General features: G+C 61.2%; 18 protein-coding genes. 8 read left to right on the top strand and 10 right to left on the bottom strand.

The features are described 5' to 3' along the window. On the top strand, positions 1-872 hold an 872-nt coding region (locus tag RIF72_RS18820), incomplete at its 5' end, for an HNH endonuclease signature motif containing protein (protein ID WP_309076338.1). Positions 873-889: 17 nt separating this feature from the next. On the opposite strand, the gene RIF72_RS18815 is transcribed toward RIF72_RS18820, so the two are convergent. Together RIF72_RS18815 and RIF72_RS18810 are read right to left on the bottom strand one after the other, a co-directional pair. Next, positions 890-1,399, bottom strand: a complete 510-nt coding sequence (locus tag RIF72_RS18815) for a MarR family winged helix-turn-helix transcriptional regulator (protein WP_024819327.1) — start codon at positions 1,397-1,399, stop codon at positions 890-892. 42 nt (positions 1,400-1,441) lie between these two features. Beyond that, on the bottom strand, positions 1,442-3,175 hold the full coding sequence (locus tag RIF72_RS18810; protein ID WP_309076337.1) for an AMP-binding protein: 1,734 nt from the start codon (positions 3,173-3,175) through the stop codon (positions 1,442-1,444). 131 nt (positions 3,176-3,306) lie between these two features. On the opposite strand from RIF72_RS18810, the gene RIF72_RS18805 reads away from it, so the two are divergent. Beyond that, positions 3,307-4,524 (top strand): acyl-CoA dehydrogenase family protein, encoded by a 1,218-nt coding sequence (locus tag RIF72_RS18805; protein ID WP_309076336.1) that lies wholly within the window; start codon positions 3,307-3,309, stop codon positions 4,522-4,524. 17 nt (positions 4,525-4,541) lie between these two features. On the opposite strand, the gene RIF72_RS18800 is transcribed toward RIF72_RS18805, so the two are convergent. The 5 genes from RIF72_RS18800 to RIF72_RS18780 form a co-directional block, all read right to left on the bottom strand. Continuing rightward, entirely contained in the window at positions 4,542-6,119 is a 1,578-nt protein-coding gene (locus tag RIF72_RS18800) for an APC family permease (protein ID WP_309076335.1), read from the bottom strand. 144 nt (positions 6,120-6,263) lie between these two features. Then, on the bottom strand, positions 6,264-7,919 hold the full coding sequence (locus RIF72_RS18795) for a GMC family oxidoreductase N-terminal domain-containing protein (protein WP_309076334.1): 1,656 nt from the start codon (positions 7,917-7,919) through the stop codon (positions 6,264-6,266). Next, a complete protein-coding gene (locus RIF72_RS18790) occupies positions 7,920-9,431 on the bottom strand; it encodes an aldehyde dehydrogenase family protein (protein WP_309076333.1) in 1,512 nt (503 codons plus the stop codon). 56 nt (positions 9,432-9,487) lie between these two features. Then, positions 9,488-9,919, bottom strand: coding sequence for a hypothetical protein (locus RIF72_RS18785; protein WP_309076332.1), 432 nt, complete (start codon positions 9,917-9,919; stop codon positions 9,488-9,490). Further along, positions 9,919-10,677, bottom strand: coding sequence for a hypothetical protein (locus tag RIF72_RS18780; protein ID WP_309076331.1), 759 nt, complete (start codon positions 10,675-10,677; stop codon positions 9,919-9,921). The genes RIF72_RS18785 and RIF72_RS18780 overlap by 1 nt, the downstream gene beginning before the upstream one ends. Positions 10,678-10,910: 233 nt before the next feature. On the opposite strand from RIF72_RS18780, the gene RIF72_RS18775 reads away from it, so the two are divergent. From RIF72_RS18775 to RIF72_RS18750, 6 genes are all read left to right on the top strand, one after another. Continuing rightward, the gene (locus tag RIF72_RS18775; protein WP_309076330.1) at positions 10,911-11,267 is read left to right on the top strand and encodes a hypothetical protein; all 357 of its coding nucleotides are present in this window, start codon (positions 10,911-10,913) and stop codon (positions 11,265-11,267) included. Positions 11,268-11,425: 158 nt separating this feature from the next. Continuing rightward, positions 11,426-14,008, top strand: coding sequence for a GEVED domain-containing protein (locus RIF72_RS18770; protein ID WP_309076329.1), 2,583 nt, complete (start codon positions 11,426-11,428; stop codon positions 14,006-14,008). A gap of 87 nt (positions 14,009-14,095) precedes the next feature. After that, positions 14,096-15,577, top strand: a complete 1,482-nt coding sequence (locus RIF72_RS18765) for a SpaH/EbpB family LPXTG-anchored major pilin (RefSeq protein ID WP_309076328.1) — start codon at positions 14,096-14,098, stop codon at positions 15,575-15,577. Between the two features lie 111 nt (positions 15,578-15,688). Continuing rightward, complete coding sequence (locus RIF72_RS18760; RefSeq protein ID WP_309076327.1) at positions 15,689-16,606, top strand: class C sortase; 918 nt, start codon at positions 15,689-15,691, stop codon at positions 16,604-16,606. Then, entirely contained in the window at positions 16,603-16,821 is a 219-nt protein-coding gene (locus RIF72_RS18755; RefSeq protein ID WP_309076326.1) for a hypothetical protein, read from the top strand. The genes RIF72_RS18760 and RIF72_RS18755 overlap by 4 nt, the downstream gene beginning before the upstream one ends. Positions 16,822-17,066: 245 nt before the next feature. Then, positions 17,067-18,935: a sigma-70 family RNA polymerase sigma factor gene (locus tag RIF72_RS18750; protein WP_309076325.1), complete on the top strand. Its 1,869-nt coding sequence runs from the start codon at positions 17,067-17,069 to the stop codon at positions 18,933-18,935. A 32-nt stretch (positions 18,936-18,967) separates the two neighbouring features. Here the strand turns inward: RIF72_RS18750 and RIF72_RS18745 are convergent, their stop codons facing one another. The 3 genes from RIF72_RS18745 to RIF72_RS18735 form a co-directional block, all read right to left on the bottom strand. Then, entirely contained in the window at positions 18,968-19,558 is a 591-nt protein-coding gene (locus RIF72_RS18745; RefSeq protein ID WP_309076324.1) for a TetR/AcrR family transcriptional regulator, read from the bottom strand. Positions 19,559-19,602: 44 nt separating this feature from the next. Then, entirely contained in the window at positions 19,603-20,361 is a 759-nt protein-coding gene (locus RIF72_RS18740; protein ID WP_309076323.1) for a MerR family transcriptional regulator, read from the bottom strand. A 77-nt stretch (positions 20,362-20,438) separates the two neighbouring features. Continuing rightward, positions 20,439-21,086: a PadR family transcriptional regulator gene (locus tag RIF72_RS18735; RefSeq protein WP_309076322.1), complete on the bottom strand. Its 648-nt coding sequence runs from the start codon at positions 21,084-21,086 to the stop codon at positions 20,439-20,441. Positions 21,087-21,366: the final 280 nt, after the last annotated feature.

Genomic DNA, 21,366 nt, shown 5'->3' with positions numbered 1-21,366 from the left:
CGGCGAAGGCTGCTGCGTATCGGCGCGATCCTTGGTCGGTGGTTGGGCGTGCCAGCCGTGCCGCCGCCGAACGGACCGTCAGCCTGCGCCCTGCTCCTGACGCGATGACGTACCTGACCGCCCTGCTTCCCGTGGCCCAAGGGGTGGCGGTCTACGCTGCTCTCTGCCGGGAGGCTGATTCGGCCCGTTCACGCGGTGTCGCGGGATCCGGCTGCGCTGCAGGGAACGGCGATAGCGCGGGGTCTGGTGTCGTCCCGACCCGCGGTCAGGTCATGGCCGATACCTTGGTCGAGCGCGTCACCGGCACCCCCGGCGGGATTTCAGGGATCAACCTGGACCTTGTCATGACCGACCGCACCCTGTTCCAAGGTGACAGCGAACCAGCCCGGCTCAAGGGCTACGGAATTGTCCCCGCAGAATGGGCCAGAGAGCTTCTGACCGAGGACCAAACCGGCCCGGATCACTCGACAACGCCGGATGCAGAGTTCACGGTGTGGCTTCGCCGGCTCTACACCGCACCAGCCACGGGTGAGCTCCTGAGCATGGACTCCAAAGCCCGGCTCTTCCCGACGAAGCTCCGGCGCTTCATCGAAACCCGCGACGATACCTGCCGGATGCCGTACTGCGATGCGCCCATTCGGCATATCGACCATGTGGTTCCTTGGCGTTCCGGAGGGAAAACGAACCTCGCCAACGGTGCAGGTCTGTGCGAGGCGTGCAACCACACCAAGGAAAACCCCGGCTGGACCACCAAAACCGTTGCCGCTGAATTGCACGGAGGTGTTTACACCCTGGAAATCAGCACCCCCACCGGGCACAGCTATCAATCGAAAGCCCCACCCCTACCCGGACACCGCCCCTCCAGAACGTAGAAAGCTCGTTTGACGTCTTATTCCTCCGTGAAGTCCCCGGCGTCCCTGCGGAAAGTGCCCAGTACACGGATGAGGTGATCGACGTCGTCGGGCCCGAAGCCTGACTTGCCAAAGACCTCGGCGTTGAGGGCCGCCGTCGCCTTCTTGGCGAGGGTGCGTCCCTCTGCGGTGAGCTCGATCAAGGTAGTGCGCCCATCTGTTGGATGAGGTGAACGCGCAACCAGGGCGGCTTTCTCCAAACGGTCGACGGCGTTGGTCACCGACGTCGGGTGAACCTGCAAGAGCGCACTGGCTTTGTTCATGGGCAGCGCGCCGCTGCGGGCAAAGCTCAGCAACGCCAGCAGTTCGTAGCGTGCGAACGTCAGCCCGAACGGCTTGAGTACCGTTTCGATGCGCGCCAGGAGGATCTGCTGGGTGCGCATGATCGCGGTGATGGCAGCCATGGGCGCAGCGACATCGCCCCAACCATGCCGTTCCCAGTTTCGTTGGGCGTCGGCAATGGGGTCGCGGGGGAGTGGCGTGCCCATGGGCCTCCTTCGGTTGCCTGCTTGGCTTAATGTGTCGGTTGGCTAGTCTTTCAGATTCGGGAACTCTTCCTCGGTGTATTCGACACCCAAACCTGCGGGCAGCGGGCCCTCGCCGTGCCGGGCGACTTCCGTCCCTCGCAGCTCCACCCGCCTGATCTTCCCGGAAATCGTCTTGGGCAGCTCGCCAAATTCGAGCCGCCGGATGCGCTTGAACGGCGCCAAATGCTCACGGCAGTACCTGAGAATGTCCTCCGCGACCGCCGGCCCCGCTTCATAACCGGCAGCCAAGACCACGAACGCCTTCGGCACTGACAGCTTTACAGCGTCAGGCGAAGGCACGACGGCGGCCTCCGCCACTGCCGGGTGTTCGATCAGGACGCTTTCGAGTTCGAAAGGTGACAGGCGATAGTCGGAGGACTTGAAGACGTCGTCATCCCGGCCGACGTATGTAATGACGCCGTCGGAATCCCGGCTGGCCATGTCGCCCGTGTGATAGTAGCCATCGCGGAAGGCTTCGGCCGTCTTGGCTTCGTCACCGAAGTAGCTCTTCATGAGTCCCACGGGACGGGGGTCCAAGCGCAAGCAGAGTTCGCCGTCGTTGGCTTCCTGCCCGGTGACCGGGTCCACCAGGACCACGTCGTATCCCGGCAGCGGCCGTCCCATGGAGCCGATTTTCACCGGCTGCGCGGGGGTGTTGGCGATCTGGACTGTGGACTCGGTCTGGCCGAAGCCGTCACGGATGGTGACTCCCCAGGCTTCCTCCACCTGGCCGATGACTTCGGCGTTGAGTGGTTCGCCGGCAGAGACCACCTTAAGTGGCGGGGTGGTGAGTTGGGTGAGGTCGGTCTGGATGAGCATGCGCCACACCGTGGGCGGAGCACAGAAACTTGTGACGCCTTCGCGGCCCATCTGACCCATGAGGGCCGCAGCATCAAAGCGTTGGTAGTTGTAAATGAAGACTGTGGCTTCCGCGATCCACGGCGTGAAGACGTTGGACCAGGCATGCTTGGCCCAACCGGGGGAGGCGACGTTCAGGTGGACGTCGCCCGGTTCCAGGCCGATCCAATACATGGTGGACAGGTGTCCTACGGGGTAGGACGTGTGGGTGTGCTCCACGAGTTTCGCCCGTGAGGTGGTGCCGGACGTGAAGTAAAGCAGCAGGGTCTCGTCCGCCTTGGTGGGGGCGTCGGGCGTGAAGTCCGTGCCGGCGTCGTAAGAGTCCGCGTACTGCCTGGCGTCCGCGTTCGCGGCTTCCGCGCCGACCTCAATCAAGCCGACCTCAATCAACGTGTAATCACCCTCAACGTCGGCGAACTTGCCGATGTTGCCACTTCCGACGGCCACCCAAGTTGCGCCGCCGCGCTCCACCCGGTCCTGGAGATCGCGCGCGCCCATGAGGGTGGTGGTGGGGATCATGACGATGCCCAGTTTGATGCCGGCCAGCATGAGTTCCCACAATTCAACTTGGTTGCCGAGCATGATGATCATGTGCTCGCCGCGCTTGACGCCCTGGTCCCGCAGCCAGTTGGCGAGTTGGGAGGATCTCTGGGAGAGATCCTTGAAGGTGCGGCGGGTTGAACTGCCGTCCTGTTCCACGATGACCAACGCGGGCCTATCTCCGCGCTCCGGGTCTGCGGCGATCTGGTCGAACCAGTCGAGCGCGAAGTTGAACTCCTCGAAGCGGGGCCACTGGAATTCGCTGTGGGCCTGCTTGTAGTCCTCGCGCAATTCCAGGAGCCGGTCCCGGGCCGCACGGAAGTCTTCTGTGACTGTCATAGTCCGCCTTTCGCCTTCGGGTTCACGGCACCGTCGCCGGGCTACCCGCCTAGTGATCCACATCACCTTGCAATATACTAGGACATCCAAGGGTTTGGAAGAGCCCGTGCGGGACATGACGAAGGGGTCTAATGCTCGACGAAAAAGCTGCCGGCACCGTTACCAGCGGTACGGCACCAGAACGCGTCCTGCCTCCTTATCCGGAGGCGGACTTGATGCACGTCATTGACCTGCTCCCAGCGGGGGAGCGTGTGCGGTATCTCGAGATCAGGGAGTTCCTGCAAACACAGATCCGGGCTGCGAGCATCGACTACTGGAACCGCGAGGAATTTCCGTTCGGGCTACTGGCTGACATGGCCAAGTTTGGGTTGGGCGGGCTGCAAACGGATGGCTCCTCCAAGCTGTTCAAAGGGCTCATGTACACCGAGATCGCGCGAGCGGATGTGTCCCTTTCAGCGTTGGTGGGCATCCATAATGAGCTCATTGTCGGCATGATTGACGAGCTCGGTTCCCCTGAACAGAAGCGCAAATGGCTGCCCGGGTTGGAGGCATTTACCCAGCTGGGCGCCTTCGCGCTGACGGAACCGGATCACGGATCGGATATCGCCGGAGGACTCTCGACGACGGCGCGACGCGACGGCGGCGAATGGGTCATCAACGGTGCCAAGCGCTGGATAGGGGCAGGCACGATTGCCGACTTTGCTCTCGTTTGGGCCCGCGACGAGGCTGATGGACACATCAAGGGCTTCATCGTTGAGACGGACCGGCCGGGCTACTCAGCCGCCAAGATCTCCAACAAGATCGGCCTCCGTATCATGCAGAATGCGGACATCGTGTTGGATGAGGTGCGCATTCCTTTGGAAAACCTCCTGCCGGGTGCCACGGAGTTTTCCCGCGCTAATGACCTCTTGCGTGATTCCCGGGCCTGGGTGGGCTGGCAAGCTGCGGGAATTCAACTGGCCGCTTTTGATATCGCCCGGTCGTACGCTTTGGAGCGCCGGCAGTTCGGCAAAGAGTTGGCCCGCTTCCAGTTGGTGCAGCAGCAGCTTGCAGACATCTTGGGGAATGCAAATGCCTCACTATCCATGATGGTGGAGCTCGCCCGGATCCAACAGGCCGGGAAGCTCGAGATGGTGCAGGCCGCCATGTGCAAAGCCACCACCACCCGGCTGGCCCGCTCCTCAGTTGCGATGGGCAGGTCCCTCTTGGGCGGGAACGGGATCACTACGGATTACGAGATGGCCAAGCTCTTCGGCGACGCAGAAATCCTCTATACGTACGAGGGCAGCTACGAGATCAACTCGATGATCGTTGCCCGGGCGGTGACGGGGAAGTCGGCGTTCGTCTGAACCCGCCCGGGCGTTGGCTAGGAGCTTTGAGTCACCACTTGGGGGGACTCCTCGGGTGTGACCAGGGCGGCGTGTTCTGCCAGGACTCCTGTCCGATGCCTGATGCGGAGGCGGTAGAGGAGCGTTCCGCCGATGATTACCGCTGCGACAAAGATGACACCACCCCATTGCAGGTACCACTCGAACGGCGGTACCGAGTTGTAAATCTCCGGTCGCGGCCACACTAGGTTCAACGTCATGGCGCCGCCCCACAGCACGGCCAGGATGTTCACCGGGAGCCCCCATTTACCGAGGCTGAATCCCGGTTCTGATCCGTCGTCCTGCAGGGGCCACTTCTTCAGGAACCGGCGCCGAAGCAAGGGCACTGTCACCAGCAGGTAGGACAGGTAGATCAGGACGATGCTGATGCTGGACAGAATGGTGAAGATAGCTGGCTGCGAGATGTTGACGATCAACGGAATCACTGCCACTACGCCAATAACGATGGCAGCCACTGTGGGGGTCTTGCGGGTGGGGTGAACTTTGCTGAGCTGACGGCTGAAGGGAAGGTTGTTGTCCCTGGCCATGGCAAACATCATCCGGATAGCCGCTGCATGGACGGCCAGAGTGCAGACCACAACAGCTACAACGATGCACGCCAGGAACGCCTTGCCGAAGGGGCCGCCCAGCACCGACAGCACAATGTACTGCAGACCGCCGTCAGCCGCTCCGAGTTTGGGGTCGGAAAGATCGGGTGCGGCCAGGATGCCGCCCAAGAGGAGCAGCCCTCCCAAGAGGAAGGATGCCGTAACGGCACGCAAAATTGCCCTGGGAGCCGTCCGTTTGGGGTCCTTGGTCTCTTCGCCCAGAGAACTGGCGGTGTCGAATCCGTACATGACGTAGCCGGAAGCCATCGCGGCAATGAGGAACACACCGAAGAAGCCCAGGGGATGCTCTTCGCCGAATCCGGCGGTATCCAGGAGGACTCCCGGTCCGCGCACGGAATGCCAGATAAGTGCTGCAATGAGAAGGACGGCCGCGACCAATTCCACGAACACGCCCACGCTGTTGATCATGGTCATGAGTTTCACGCCGAACGCGTTAATAAGTGTGGAAATGCCGATCATGATGCTGGCAAGGATGACCCCATTGACGGCGAAATCATAAGGGCCTGTTCCGTCGCCTACCAGTTGGAAACCGCTCCAGATCTGGGGCAAGGTGATTTGGAGCGCCAAGGCCACGGACCCCAGGGCCATGATCGAGGAGAGCAGCAGCAACCAGCCGGCCAGCCAGGCCCAGGTTCCGGTGGAGAGCCTTTTTGCCCAGTTGTAGACCGATCCAGCCACCGGATAACGTCCGGCAAGTTCGGCAAAACACAGGGCAACCATGAGCTGGCCGACAAAGACGATGGGCCACGACCAAGCGTAAGCGGGTCCCGCCGTCGAAAATCCGAAGTAAAACAGTTGAAAAACGCCGGTGAGGATGGAGATGTAGCTAACACCGGCGGCGAAGCTGGCGAACTTACCGATGCTGCGGTCAAGGGTTTGGGCATAGCCAAACTCGTCCATGCCGCTGGCATCGCTCTTGCGAGGTCCCGTTTTGCTGGGTTCTAACATTCGAACTCCTAATTCAGACATGCACGAATGGTGATTACCTGCGTCCGCCGTTGGACGCAGTCGAAATCAAAGGCCGGGCACCACGATGTGCCCCGGGCTGTTCCCCCATTGGTTGATGCGTTGGTCTAAAAGCAGGGTGCCTGTTCAGGCGAGGGACAAGCTGAAGTCGTCCTCCGCCGTCGTGGTTTCCTCCGTCCGGCTGGCACGGATGAAGTCAGTCTTGATGAGGTCGGCGCAACGTTCGCCAATCATCATGACGGTGATGTTGGGGTTCACGGTGACGTGTTCCGGCATGACGGAGGCATCGGCCACGCGCAGCCCGGTAACGCCCTTGACCCGCAGTTCGGGATCCAGGGGCGACATGTCGTCTTCCACTGGTCCCATACGAACTGTGCCGACGGGGTGGTAGACGGTGTTGTGTGTTTTGCGGATGTAATCCTGCAATTCCTCGTCGGTCTGTGCCCCAATACCAGGGGAGAGCTCCCGGCCAGTCCATTCAGCCATGGCTGGCTGCGCGGCGATTTCCCGGGCTTTCCGGATGCCGGCAACCATGACGCGCATGTCGTGCCCCTCTGGATCGGTGAAGTACCGGGGGTCCACCATGGGTTTGTCGCGGAAGTCCCGGCTACGCAGCCGGACCGTCCCGCGGGAGCGGGCATGCGTGACGTTCGGTGTGAGGCTAAAGCCGTTCTCCGTAGAGGGGTAGCCGTACCGCAGCGTGTTCATGTCGAAGGGCACGGAGCCATAGTGCATCATCAGGTCCGGGCGATCGAGACCCTCCTGGGTGGGAGTGAAGATGCCGATTTCCCACCACTGGGTGGAAGTCTGCACCATGGGCTGCTTGGCCTCGAACTGCACCACGCCTTCCGGGTGGTCCTGCAGGTGCTCGCCGACGCCCGGGGAATCTACCAGGACCTCGATGCCATGCGCCGCCAGATGTGCAGCCGGGCCTATGCCGGAAAGCATGAGGAGCTTGGGGGAGTCGATAGCGCCGGTGGATAGGATGACCTCGCGATGTGCCGCGAGCCTGTGCGTCCGGCCGAAGGCCGAGTCCACAACGTCGACGCCGGTGCAGCGCTTGTCAGCGTCGAACACCAGTTGGCGGGCCCGCAGGCCGGTCAGCAGCGTGAAATTTTCGCGATCGACGATGGGGTGGATATAGGAGACAGAACTGGAGGATCGCGTTCCGTCCGAGCGGCGGTTGATCTGGAAGAAATTGGCGCCATTGATCACGGTGTTGCCGTCGTTGAACTTCGCCCGGGGGATGCCGGTCTGTTCGCAGGCATCCAGGAGTGCGACTCCGGCGGGATCTTTGGGAGGAACGTTCATCAAGTGCACAGGACCGTCGTGGCCGTGGTGTGGAGCTTCCGGACCTGCGTCCTCATTGCTTTCCAGCCGCTGGTACAAAGGCCAAGCGGTAGCTGCGTTCCAGCCCGTGGCGCCGTACTTCGACTCCCACTCATCCAGGTCTTCGCGAGGAGCCCAGAAAGCGATGCAGGAGTTGTGGCTGGAGCAGCCACCCATCACCTTGGCGCGGGCGTGGCGCATGAAGGAGTTGCCGTTTTCCTGCGGTTCCACCGGGTAGTCCCAGTCGTAGCCGGATTCCAGCAGTTCCATCCAACGGTCCAGCTGTAGGATCTCCGGCAGATTCCGGTCATCCGGGCCGGCTTCCACCAAGGCCACCGTAACGGCAGGGTCCTCGCTCAAGCGCGCCGCGACGGCAGCTCCGGCAGATCCTCCGCCAATGACGACGTAATCGAACCCGCGCTCGCTGAGGTTATCGATATTGTCAACGTGCATCTATTTCTCCTTGCCGTGGTCTGCGAACCAGCCAGTCACCTGAGGGCTGGTGTTCTGGTAGATGTGCTTGGCTTCCTGGTACTCACCCAGTCCGGTGGGGCCGAGTTCGCGGCCGACGCCGGACTGGCCGAAGCCGCCCCACTCGGCCTGCGGAAGGTAGGGGTGGTAGTCGTTGATCCAGACCGTGCCATGCCGTAAACGGCCCGCTACGCGCTGGGCCTTTCCGGCATCCTGGGTCCAGACGGCGCCAGCCAGTCCGTAGATGGTGTCGTTGGCTGTGGCTACGGCTTCGTCTTCCGTGCGGAAAGTTTCCACTGTTACTACCGGGCCAAAGGCTTCGTCGATGACTACCGACATTCCCTTGTGGACGCGGTCCAGGACGGTCGGCTGGTAGTAGAACCCGGCGTCGAACTTTTCACCTACGGGGGCAGCGCCGCCGCATCGCAGCCGGGCGCCTTCGGCCACGCCGCGTTGGACGTAGGTGTCCACCTTCTCCCGGTGTGCCGCGGAAATCAGTGGTCCGGTTTCGGCAGACTCATCGAAGGGGCCGCCGAGGCGAATGTCCTGTGCCTTGCGGACCAGTTCGTCAACGAAGCGCTCGGCGATGGATTCCTCCACCACCAGCCGCGCCCCGGCGGAGCAGACTTGTCCTGAATGCACAAAGGCACCGTTCAGCGCATTGTCGACGGCGGCGTCGAAGTCAGCGTCAGCGAACACGACGTTGGGGTTCTTACCGCCAAGTTCCAGCGCCACCTTTTTGACCGTTCCGGCTGCGGCGGCGGCAATACGCTTGCCGGTTTCCAAGCCACCGGTGAAGGAGACCAGATCAATGTCAGGGTGCTCCGACAGTGGTGCGCCCGCTTGCGGGCCAGGGCCGGTCACCAGGTTGGCTACACCGTCAGGCAGGCCAAGATCCTTCATCAACTGCATGGCAAGGATAGCCGTGGACGGGGTCAGCTCTGCGGGCTTGAGCACGAAGGTGCAGCCAGCGGCCAGGGCGGGCGCGATCTTCCACGCGGCCTGCAGCAGCGGGTAGTTCCACGGCGTGATCAAGCCACAGACGCCAACGGGCTCGTAGACTATTTTGCTCACGACGGCGGGGTCCCCGGCGTCCACAACCCGACCCGCCGATTGCCCGGCGAGACGTCCGAAATATTCGAAGCAGGCGGCGATGTCGTCGATGTCGATGCGGCTTTCGATGATGCGCTTGCCGGTATCCAAGGATTCGGCGCGGGCGAACTTCTCCCGGCGTTCGCGCAGTTCGGCTGCGACCTTGAGCAGGAACGCGCCTCGCTCAGGTGCCGGGACTGAGGACCAGACGCCGGAGTCGAAGGCCGCACGAGCTGCAGAAATGGCGCGCTCGGCGTCTTCACGGCCGGCTTCAGAGACCGTGGCGACCAGCTCGCCGTCGGCCGGGTTGCGGATTTCGCGTACCGCGCCGGAGGCAGCCGGCTCCCACGCACCGTTGATGAAAAGAGTGGAGGCGGAATCGGAAAATGTGGCTTGGGTCATACGAAGCAGGCTAGTGCATCTTGAACATCTGTTCAAGGAAAATTATGAACAGATGTTCAAAGAGTGGTGATGTTAAGCGGTGTCCGATTGATGAAAGCGACATTGATGATGTGGTCGCCGCCAGCATCCTTTGTGTTCTGGAAAATCACTTGGTATGGAGTTCCGCGGATCAAGAGCGCTATCCCGTCGGGGGCTCTGTCCGGCACTTTGGCTACATCGATGAGCATGCGCCGGAAGCGCGGATTGTTCTCTACCTGCCCTCGGATTCCGGATCTGTCAAAGGATGCCAAGGTAGACAGCCACACAGTTCCATCGGCCTCCGTTACCCCATGAGCGGGATAGACAGCGTGGCCTGTCTCGGTGGTGAAGCCAGACTCGCCACGCGTAATTTTGAATCGTGCGCACCATGTTGTGAAGTGATTTTCCAGCATGCGTTCGGGGTCTGCCGTAACCACGCTTCGCGTGAAGGCCAGGTTGGCGAGAGACATCAGGCCCCTCGCCGGATCCGGAGCGCAGCCGTTGTTTTCGTGAAATCCGCCCGGCTTGTCGGTACGGGTCCGAAGTGGACTGTCGTAGCTGGAGTAGGCCACATGGCGAGTGCATCGAGGCGCTCGCGGCAACGGAACAGGGCTTCGTAACTTTGAGTGGTGCGCTCCATGATCGCGTGGATGCTGCCTCGATGATATGCAGCCGAGACGTTGATTGTGGCAAGTTCCTCGCTGCAAATGTTTCCTACGTCCGCAAGCAGATCCCAGCCAAGACGATGGCCTTGGTCGGACCAGTCGAGATGGAGGGACGCAATGGTTTGGGCTTGTTGTGCCCGGGATCCACTGACAGCCACGTCGTAAATGAGTCGTTCGAAGTGTGCGAACGTTGCAAGCCCCGTGCGGACATCGGTGCAGGAGAGGGGTTCCAGCCGCTCTGTTTCGGCGGTCCACCCCTCGACCAACGCCACCATGGAAGAGTCATCCGGGCACAAGCCGGCAACGGAGTAAAAGGCGCGAAAGTCCAGCATGGTCTCGCGGACACCCACGCCGTGGTAAGCGCGGGAAGCACCCAGCCGCTTCGCCACGTTCTGGAGTTCGTCCCCTCGAGTCCTCGCTCTGGTGGTCTCCTCGACTTCGGGTACCAGCCAGTCGCCGGGAAGCTTCCATCCCGCTTGTAGGCTGCTTTTTTGCCAGCGACGTTGGAGTCCACAGGATGTAGTAACGAGGTCGCCGCTAAGAATCTCTGTTTGGTCGTTCATGTCAAGTAAGTACCGCGGGTACTGGATTTGTGTCGCGACATTGATGGATTGGCAGCCAGTGGTGGTAGGCGGAAATGGCAGGTTGTTCTCTTGGATCTGCTACTGCACAAATGGCGACACGATTGGCGTCCGACCAGCACTTAATGCGTGTGCGAAGTGAACGGGCAGTAAAGGGTATTCGCCGGCTCAGGTCCAGATGGAGCCAACTCAAACGGCGGCCTCAAGGATCAGGCTTGGTGCTGATGTATGCCGCAGACAGGCGCTTGGCCAGGCCGGGGGAGACGGTAGTTTTCACTGCCTGGGTCATCAATGAAACGGGTCGGTGTCTCAAAGGTGTCCGCCTAGTACCCGGCTCGTTGACCAATGAGGCTTTGGACGTACTTCAGTTCTTGCCGTTGCCCCGTCCTAATGGCCAGTTCATTGGCCGACTAGGAAAGTTCGAGACCGCCTATCGGAGCTTTTCCTACCTGGTGACCGCGCGGGATCAACTGAACGACGGCGAGCTGCTGAGTGGCATGCGGGTGATCGGGCGTTCGGCCTTTCGGGAGTTCCACGACGAACACGATGCTGTGGTTGCAGTTCGCGGCTGATAGGCGTCTATCAAAAACTTTCTGGAACTTGCGACACATTCCGTTCCCTGCCGCTACTCCCTTAGTGAAGCTTCGCCCTGCTGAGGGTGTGGCTGCCCCTTGTAATTGTTCGGCTCCCCAGCGGAGCGGTTGAGTAAGAGTTCTTGGAAGGACCTCCATTGAAGTTTCCCCGCGGGAGAGCGACGGCCATTTTTGCCGCGTTGGTGGTGGTCCTTGGCTGGCTGTCGTTAGGCGCGCCGGCGCAGGCATATGAAGTTGCTACGAATCAGGCGACCCTCGGCGGAGGCACTGCCGTTCTGACGATGCCCGGATCGAATCTGACCGCCACGTACAGCGGGTCGGGTTTGTCCGGCGTGGTAGGCAGGACCACGATGGGTAGTCGCGGTTACGTCCCCTCGGATTTCTCGCAGGGCCTCCCCGGGACAACGCATGCTGTCGAGTTCTGGACCAATGCCACGAACAACTGCCCGGTCAGCGGGTCGTGTTCGGGCCTGGGCACTGTCACTGTTGCTTTTAGCCAACCAGTCAGAAACCCGGTGCTGAACCTGGCAGGTCTGGGCGGGTACGTTAATGAATACTCTGAAAGTGACGGAAGTGTCCTTCTACAGTCCCAGTACCATGTCGTCCTGAACCTCGCCACCACGGGTTTGACTATGAGCAAGCTCTCCGGAGGCAATCTCGCCGTCAGTGGTAACTCCATCACGGCAGTGAATGACAACACCGGTCATTCGTGCAACACCACAGCTCAAAACGGAAATCCCACTCCGCTCAGTGCTCAGGCAACAGCTGCCTGCGGATCCGTGAGAGTTGAAGGCGTCGTCACCACGCTGACTTTCAATGTCAGCAGCGTTCACGTTCCGACCAGCAGCTCGATTCCCGGCTACACGGACAACAATGTCACGAGTGAAAATATACACAACAAGGACAACTATGTGATGGCCGTCACGGTTCCCCAGGACTTCGGGGATGCCCCGGCGTCTTACGACAACGGCAACGCTGCGAGGGCTGCTACCTCCGACGTAACGCTGGGTGCCAACATCACCGAGGACAACGCCAACGTTGCCAACGGTACGACGTCCCCCAATGCCAGCGCCACTGCGGCGCTGGACCAAATGGACGATGGCGTCGTCATGGCGCCCATGACGGCGGGAGTAACCAGCTACTCCAGAACCGTCGCCATTAGTGGTGCCAGCAAAGCCGGAATGACGTGCGGGTGGATCGACGTCAACAAGGACGGGCTCTTTAACAACACGGCGGAGCGGGCGTGTGCCACTTTTGCCGCCGGAGCCACGTCGGCCACCCTCACTTGGTCCGCTGTCCCTGCGGGGATAACCGCTGGAACCACCTATGCGCGTTTCCGGATTGGGTACAACACCACCCAGACCCAGGTGCCTATTGGACCTTCGAATTCGGGCGAGGTGGAGGACTACATCGTCACCATCGCCCCTGCCGCTGCTCCTGCCATCACGTTGGTCAAGACTGTGGACAGGACCACACTCGTGGCCGGTCAAACTGCCACCTACACTTTTGTGGCCCAGAACACCGGCAACGTCACCCTGACGGGCGTTGTGATCAGCGAAACGCAGTTCTCCGGCACGGGCACCCTGTCGGCATTGTCTTACACCTGGCCGGGATTGCCCGGTGTGTTGCTGGCCGGCCAATCGGTGACTGCTACAGCCAACTACGTTGTGACCCAAAGCGATGTGACCACCGGGGTTCTGACGAACACGGCCATGGTCGCAGGCAACCCGCCCACGGGACCACCAGTCACGGCCACGGACGATGTAGAAGTCAAGGCACCCCCGGTATGGACGATCAAGAAGACAGCGACGGTCAACGGCTCAGTCCCGGCGAATGGATCGGTGACGCCAGGCCAGACCATCAACTACGCAGTGACGGCGACCAGCCTCAGCGGCATCATCACCGGGGTAACCCTCAACGACAATCTCGCTGATGTTCTGGACGATGCGACGTACGTCCCCGGCTCGGCAACCCTCACCATAGGTACAGGAACCCCTGTTGCGGTGGCGGATCCGATTGCCCCCTCAACAACATTGACAACGGCCGCTTTCACGCTTCCTGCCGGTCAAACCGCGACACTTCACTACAGCGTCACGGTCAAAACCAGCGCCTGGAACGCCACATTGGTCAACACTGTGACCGGCAGCGGCAGCACCCCTCCGCAAACCTGCGCTGCGTCCGGTTCCTCCGGTCCCGGAACTGACTGCACCACCACACACGTGACACCTGCCAAAGTCCTCATCGAAAAGGTCGGGGAATCCTCTGAAGGGGAATGGGTCAGAATGGCCGGCTCGTCCTGGACGATCTACACCGACAACGGCGGCGTCCCCGGAGCTGCCCTGGTAAGCCCAACCGCGGTGGCGGTGGCAGGCGAAACAGGTTTGTTCCAACTCGAGGGAATCAAACCCGGTATCTATTGGCTCGAAGAGACCACCGCACCTGAAGGTTTCAACCTGTTGGCCGAACCTGTGCAATTCACGGTTGCAGCCAACGGCGCGGTGACAGTTGGACAGGGCAGCGGTACGGACGTCGTGACCAGTAGCGACAACGACGGTGACGGGATCTTCCTCATCACAGTGCGCGACGTACCGGCCTTGCAGATGCCAGAGTCTGGCGGCATTGGTTGGTGGCCCTTCACCGCAGCCGGATCGCTTCTCCTCCTGACAGCTCTTGGCCTCGGGCATGCCAATGTTCGCCGTCGAAACATCACCAGCACTTAGACCTCCTGGGGGCCGCTAGCGCGGCCAGCCGGAACACAGAATGTTCACTCCCGAGCATCCGAACCATCCATAGAAAGAAGATACAAAGTGAGTAATCCAAGCTCCTTGCGGCTGTGGAAAACCGCCGCCGCAACTATAGCCGGGGCGGTGCTGGCCATGTCCTTCTCCGTCGCGCCGGCCTCGGCAGCGCCCTTGGTTGATGGCGACCAGATCGGTTCCATCACAGTCCACAAGTTCGAACGCCCCAACACCCCCACAGGCCTTCCGAACAACGGCACTGCCGTAGACACCTCCGGTTTGACGCCGTTGGGCGGCATCGAATTCACCATCCAGCAGGTCAACACCATCGACCTCTCCACCAACGCCGGTTGGGACGCAGCCCATAACTTGAGCAGCGTCTTCGCCCCCGCCGATCCTGAAGGCTCCATCACCGGTGCCGGGTACACCTTGGGCGCGGGTCAGGCCCAGTCCACCGCTGCTGACGGCACGGCAGCCTTCAACAACCTTCCTGTCGGCCTGTACTTGGTCACCGAGACCAATTACCCCTCCGGCGTGACGCCAGCGGCACCGTTCCTGGTATCGGTTCCGTTGACCGACCCCGATAACCAGGACAACTGGATCTACGACGTCCACGTTTACCCGAAGAACTCCATCACGGGTGCAGAAAAGACCGTCACGGACGCCCCCGATGTGAAGCTCGGCGACCAGATCGACTTCACCATCACCGGTGACATCCCCAACGAAGCCGTCATCGATGGTTACAAGATCGTCGACGCGCTCGATTCCAAGCTGACCTACGTAGGCGCCACCGCTACCCTGACCAACGGCACCGCAATCGCCGAGGGCACCGACTATAACGTGGTCTTCGATGCAGCCAACAACACCGTGTCGATCGTCTTCACCCCCGCCGGCCTCTTGGTACTGGCAGCTAACAACGATGCCCGCGTTCAGGTTGTTGTGAACACCAACGTCAACACCATCGGTGAAATCGAAAACGAAGCACTCGTTTACCCGAACCTTCCCAGCTTCGACGTAACCCCGGGCCAGCCCGGCGGCCCCATCGTTACTCCCCCGGTTGTCACCAAGTGGGGCGAAATGACGCTGCAGAAGGTTGACGAGAACGGAACGGCTCTTGCTGGCGCAGCCTTCTCGGTCTACGCCACCGAAGCCGACGCACTGGCCGGCACCAACCCGATCGTCCTGAGCGGCCAGAGCGTCTTCACCGTTGCTGCCGACGGAACCCTGACCATCTCCGGTCTGCGTTACTCGGACTGGGCCGATGGCGCAGCCGTTGCACCGGGCGACCCGGAATACCGCACCTACTACCTGGTGGAGACCACCGCTCCGGCCGGATACGAACTGCTCGCCGAGCCGATCTCCTTCCTGATCAACTCAGCATCCACCACGGTTGGCATTGACCTGAGCGTCAAGAACATCCCGTCCAACGGCGGCTTCGAACTGCCCCTGACCGGTGGCGTCGGAACCGGCCTGCTGTACGCAGCCGGAGCGCTCCTCGTCGTTGGTGCAGGCCTGCTGTTGGTACGGAACCGCAAGACCACCAACAGCTAACACGACGGGAGCCGCAACCTCGACTCCCATCCAGCCAAAGTGGGGAAGATCGTTACAACGATCTTCCCCACTTTGAAGTTTCAGCACTAAACCCTCCGCCACAGGACCCTGATGACTCACACTCAAACCCCATCCCGAAGAGACCTAGGCCGAATCGTCGGATCATGGAGCAAACAACGCCTCCTCATAGTCCTGATCGCCATCATGGGCGTGGGAATTTTGCTCTATCCAACAGCGGCTGCCTGGTTCTCGGACCGGGTCCACGCCACCGAAATCAGTGGCTATGTTGACACCGTTGGGAACCTAAACCCCTCAGCCAAAAAGTCAATCTTTGACGCGGCAAAGAAGTTCAACCAGGACCTTCCGTCAGGCCCCCTCAGAGATCCTTACTCCCTCAATGACGAAGGCAAACAGACCACTATCGGGGCAGGATCAGACGCTTACCAGAATCTACTGAACGTGGGGCCGGGGGGAATGATGGGCCGGATCAGCATCCCCTCCATCCAATCGGACCTGCCAATCTTCCATGGCACTGACGAAGACTCCCTGTCCAAGGGGGCCGGTCACCTTTTCGGTTCGGCTCTGCCAGTTGGGGGAGAGGGGACCCATAGCGTCCTCAGCGCACACTCCGGTTTTGTCAACGCGACCCTGTTCGAGAACCTCCACAAAGTCGCTAAAGGAGAAACCTTTAGCATCAGCGTCCTGGACCAGACCATCTACTACAAAGTGGATTCCATCCAAACAGTCTTGCCGGATCAAACGGACGCACTCCGGAAGGTGCCCGGCAAGGACTATGTAACTCTCATCACCTGTACGCCTACCGGCGTTAACAGTCATCGCTTGCTCGTCCGCGGCGAACGCACAGAGGCCCCTAGTGCCGGTAGCCCGCAAACAATGCCGAGCCAAGCATCAGACCCAGGGTTTCCTTGGTGGGTCCTCGGCCTCATCGGAGCGGCAACGGTTGCCATCCTGGTCACCCGGCCTCGTGGATCAGCTCCAGTTCCACGCAGGGAAAGGACCGCACAGTGACGGCCAACCAACAGATTCTCATCGTCCGATGCCTGGACTTGGCGCAAGGGGACACCATTGAAGCTTGGTCGCAGGGTGTTCTTGTACATCGCGGCATCGTCACGCAGACCATGCCGAAGGCGGGGCTCTTTTGGATCCACGAGGACCAACTAAATGAGCGCCGGCTGGTGGACATGAACGAAGTGGAAATCCTGCTCTTCCCCCAGCGGTCATAGCTGTGTGCGGGCGTTGCCGGGAACGTGAACCGCCCCTCACGAAGATTCTTTCCGTTTCCGCGTCACGAACTGCCCGCTGACTGCACTTATGAAGTGCAGCGTGGCATCGATTTTTCGCGTGAACAGGTTGCTGCCGTTGCGATCGCCCTTGATTCAGGCGCGCAGCGGAAGATGCGCTTCTTGGAACACCGTCACTACGGCTGACGTGGGCGGAACGACTATTGAACCTGAAGATAGGAACGTCTGTGGCAACGGCGATGGAGACTGTGAGTGATGCTGATCTTGTCCTGAGGGTTCGGTCGGGGGATCAGGGGGCTTTTGCGAGTCTTTTTGACCGGCACCGGGATATGGCGCGGTACGTCGCGGCGGGTCAGGTGGATAACAGGGCAGATATTGAGGACATTGTTTCGGAGGCTTTTGTTTCCATTCATCAGGCCCTGATGCGTGGCAAGGGTCCTGATACTTTCTTTAGGGCGTATCTGCTGACGGCGGTGCGGCGGATCGCGCAGGCCCAAAACCGGATGGCCGCCCGTAGCCTGCCGGTTTCGGATAATTTCGTCCTGGACCGGGTGGAGGATCCGGAGGACCCTGCCGTTGTCGGGTTTGAGTCCAGCACGGTGGCCGCCGCGTTCAAGTCCCTGCCGGTGCGCTGGCAGGAAGTCCTCTGGTACGTGGACATTGAGGGAATGAAACCAGCCGCGGCATCGGAGGTACTGGGGATCACCCCGAACGGGGTCTCTTCACTGGCGATCCGGGCCCGGGAAGGCCTGCGGCAAGCGTATTTGCAGGGCCATATCAAAGACGCGACCGGTCAGGAGTGCCAAGGGTATCCGGACCAGTTAGGGGCCTACTCCCGGAATGGGTTGAGCCGGCGGGCGCACCACAAAGTCCAGGTCCATCTGGAATCCTGCTCAAAATGCACGGCCCTGCTTCTGGATCTCAACGATGTCCAGTCAGCCATGAGGGCCATCATCTTCCCCCTGATCGCGGGAGTGGCCCTGACCTCGGCCGCCCCTGGAATCACGGGCATCACTGGAATCACGGGCACCGCTGGACTTGCGGGCGCCGGTGGGATTGCGGGGGCCGGTGTCGGCGACGGCACTGCTCCCCGGTCCGTGGCTGCGATGGTGAAAGTCGGGGCAGCGGGTTTGACCGGGGCAGCCATTATTGTGGGCGCCACCATAGCATTGGCAGGAACTGGACCCAACACCCCCGGCACACCCCAGGCCGGTGAGGGCCCGGTATCCACTTCCACCCACGATAACCAGAACACGAAGTCCCCACTCACCGGCACCACCCCGGCCCCGGCCGCACCGTCGACGCAGCCTTCGAAAACCCCCAGCCACACGGCTGAGAAACTCCCCGCAGGTCCTGAAGAACTCCGCACAGGTCCTGAAGATTTCCCCGCCCTGAACGGCGTCCAAGGAAGCCCCGCGGGTTTCCTTGTCCCGCCACACCGGCGGGTCGTTTGGCCAGCCCCGCCCCCGGCCGCTCCGCCAACAGCCCCGGCAGCCCTGCCGCCACTACCCGGAGCGGACACCACCCCGGACCCAACACCAAGCCCGTCACTGACGCAGACCCCAAGCCCAAGCCCAACGCAGACCCCAAGCCCATCCCCAACGCCAACCCCGACTCCAACCCCATCACCCACGCAGAGCCCAACACCAAGCCCATCCCCAACGCCAAGCCCAACTCCAACCCCATCACCAACGCCAAGCCCATCACCAACCCCAAGCCCAACTTCAACCCGGCCCACAGCACCAGAGGTCACGGCCACGGTCACCACCGGGGCGGGCTCAAACGCAGCCGATGTCCAGGCCACGATCACCTTCACCATTGCCGGCCAGGAAACCGCCGAAACCGCTGAAGTGGTCTTCTCCGTCTCCGAAGGGGCAAGCCTGATCCCGGGAAAACTCCTCCAACCCGCCGGGTGGTCCTGCACAGCACAAAACGATGACGGTAAAGAAGTCCGCTGCACGAAAACAGCGGTAGACCCCGGAAACCTGCAATTCACGCTAGGTATCTCCCGAAAAGACCCAGCATCCCCAACCACCCTCAACTACCAATTCACAGGAACCGGACTACCTTCAACCACCTTCTCCGACACCTTCTAAACACACAGCAAAGATCTTGCCGGACCCGGTAGCTACGCTGCAGGGGCGAAGGCGATCTGCTCCGTGCGGACAATGCCGCGCTCGATGGCCGCCTTGTCGATGCCCAGAAGCGTGGTGAGCCACATGCCGTTCTGCACTACGACGATGTCGGCTGCCCGATCCCTGCATTCATCCGGGGACAGGCCGGACATGGCGTTACCTATCAGGGCCGCAAGCCCCTGGAGGTACCTGTCAAAAGCTGCGGCGTTGATCTGTGCAAATTCCTCATCCGCCTGCGCGAGGGCCCACAAGTGGAGACGGAGGGACAGATACGGTGTGGTCAGAAGCCCGGGGTCCGCAACGCGCCGAAGTGACTCCCGGAGTTGCTCCTCCGGGGTTGAGGTGGGCGCCGGCTCCACCAGCAGGAGGTCGTGCGCTTCAATCTGGTGAAGAACAGCGCGGATGAGACTCGACTTATCTTCGTAGTAGTAGTTCACAAGCCCGAGGGCGACGCCGGCTTCGCGCGCCACAGCGCGCATGTTGATGCCCGAAATGCCGTGGCGGGACAGCAGTTCCAGGGCTGCGTCGAGAATGCGTTTCTGCCTGTCAACCTGTTCGCCGGACTTTACGCTGCTTGTACCCATTCGGCCAGACTATTGCCTAACCCTGATCGGCGCATCCTGACCGTCTACAGGTTCTTTTCCGCGTAAACCCTAAGGGCATCCCTGACGAACGTCGCGCCTGATTCGCCACCGTAGTTGGCCGCGAATCGAGGGTCAGCTACGTACATTTCCCCGAGGCCCGTGACATAGCCTTTGACGTCACCGCCGGGAACGGCGGACGGAGTTCCCGGGATGCCGCGAAGCCACTCGACGTGGCGCCGCGCCAGATCTTGCGCCTCGGCGCTGGCAGGGGAGACACCGGAATCTGCGGCAGAGATCCAGTCTGCGCCCAGCTTTTGCATGCGGTCTTTCCACTGCTGCTGTTCTTCGGCGCTCATTCCGCGCCACCAGGAATCACTGGCGGCGTAGGCCTCTTTGCCCCAGTGTTCCTCCACCTCATCCTTGTACTGAGTGTGGTCGAAACCATCAAACATGTTCTGTGCCATGTATTGTCCATCCCCTTTCATCGTGTCAATGGTCTGCCGAACGGAGGCGATCTGCCGGGTCAGCCTGTCCTGCTCTCGGGCAAGCCATTCCAGATGGCTTGTCAGCGCCTTAATGGTGTCCGTCTCGCGGCCAAGAACCTCGGCTATAGCCGGTAGTCCAAGTCCGAGTTCCCGGAGCAGGATGATCCGCTGGAGCTGAACCAGAGCCGGACCGTCATAGTAGCGATAGCCGCTAGGGCCGGTCCGGCTTGGTTTGAGCAGCCCAATGTCGTCGTAGTGACGCAGCGTGCGGCTGGTGGTCCCTGCAATCTTGGCAATTTCCTGAATTGACCAGTCCATACGTCCTCCGTCCTGTGCTTGTCCTTCGACAATAGAGGTTGACGTTACGTCAAGGTCAAGAGGATGGCGGCCACCAATTAATCGGCCAGGATCAGGTAGAGAGCCCGGCGGGTTTCGTCCAGCTTTTCGATCGCTGCTTGACGCTGTTCGTCGGTAGCGGCTCCGCGGAATTGGTGGATGACGCCCATGAGCTTGCCGACGCTTTGGTGGAATGCGGCGCCTGTTCCATCGGCCCCGGTGTTCCATGCATTAGCGAGTTCTTCTTCGTGTTCGGCGACGTAAGCCTTGCCGTCGTCAGTGAGCGTGAACTCGGTACGCCGACCCTCGCCGACGGCGACAATCAGTTCTTCGTCCACCAGTTGCTGCAGCGTCGGGTAGACGGAGCCGGGGCTGGGACGCCATGCCCCCGACGTCTTCTCCGCGATCGTTTTGATCAGTCCGTAGCCGTTGGAGGGAGCCTCAGCCAAGAGCGAGAGAATCGCTGCGCGGACGTCCCCGCGGTTGGCTCGGCGTGATCCGCCGGGACCGAAGCCCCGAGGCCCGAAACCCGGGCCAACGCCGGGGCCAAAACCTGGACCGAAGCCCGGGCCAAATCCGCCTCCACCATGTCCGCCAGGTCCGCGGCGCCCCTTGCCTCGATTGAAGCGGCCCCGACCGTGTCCGTGTTCGGGGTGGGCGTGGTCATGTTCAGGGAAGGAATTGTCGTGTTCGTTGATGCCTTTCATAGCAGCATCGTCCTTTCGGTTGTATGGGTCACCCAAGAAGTATCGGCGATACTTAACGATATATCGGTAAGTATCGTGTCGTCAAGACTTGAAAATCGGGAGGTGAGTGAGCGTCGGTGGGAAGCCCGAGGGAGGTGAGTGAGCGTCGGCGGGAAGCCCTAGGGATGTGAGAGTGTCCCTATGTTTTTCGTCAAGTGGTTGTGGGTGTTGGGGATTGGTAGAGGGTCCCGTCGCGGAGCATGGCGTAGAGGGTGTCGCAGCGTCGTCGGGCCAGGGCAAT

The organism is Paenarthrobacter sp. (genome assembly GCF_031180005.1).
In the GTDB taxonomy this organism is placed as follows: domain Bacteria; phylum Actinomycetota; class Actinomycetes; order Actinomycetales; family Micrococcaceae; genus Arthrobacter.
The sequence above is the reverse complement of the archived record's forward strand: the minus strand, read 5'-3'. Positions and strand labels throughout refer to the sequence as shown.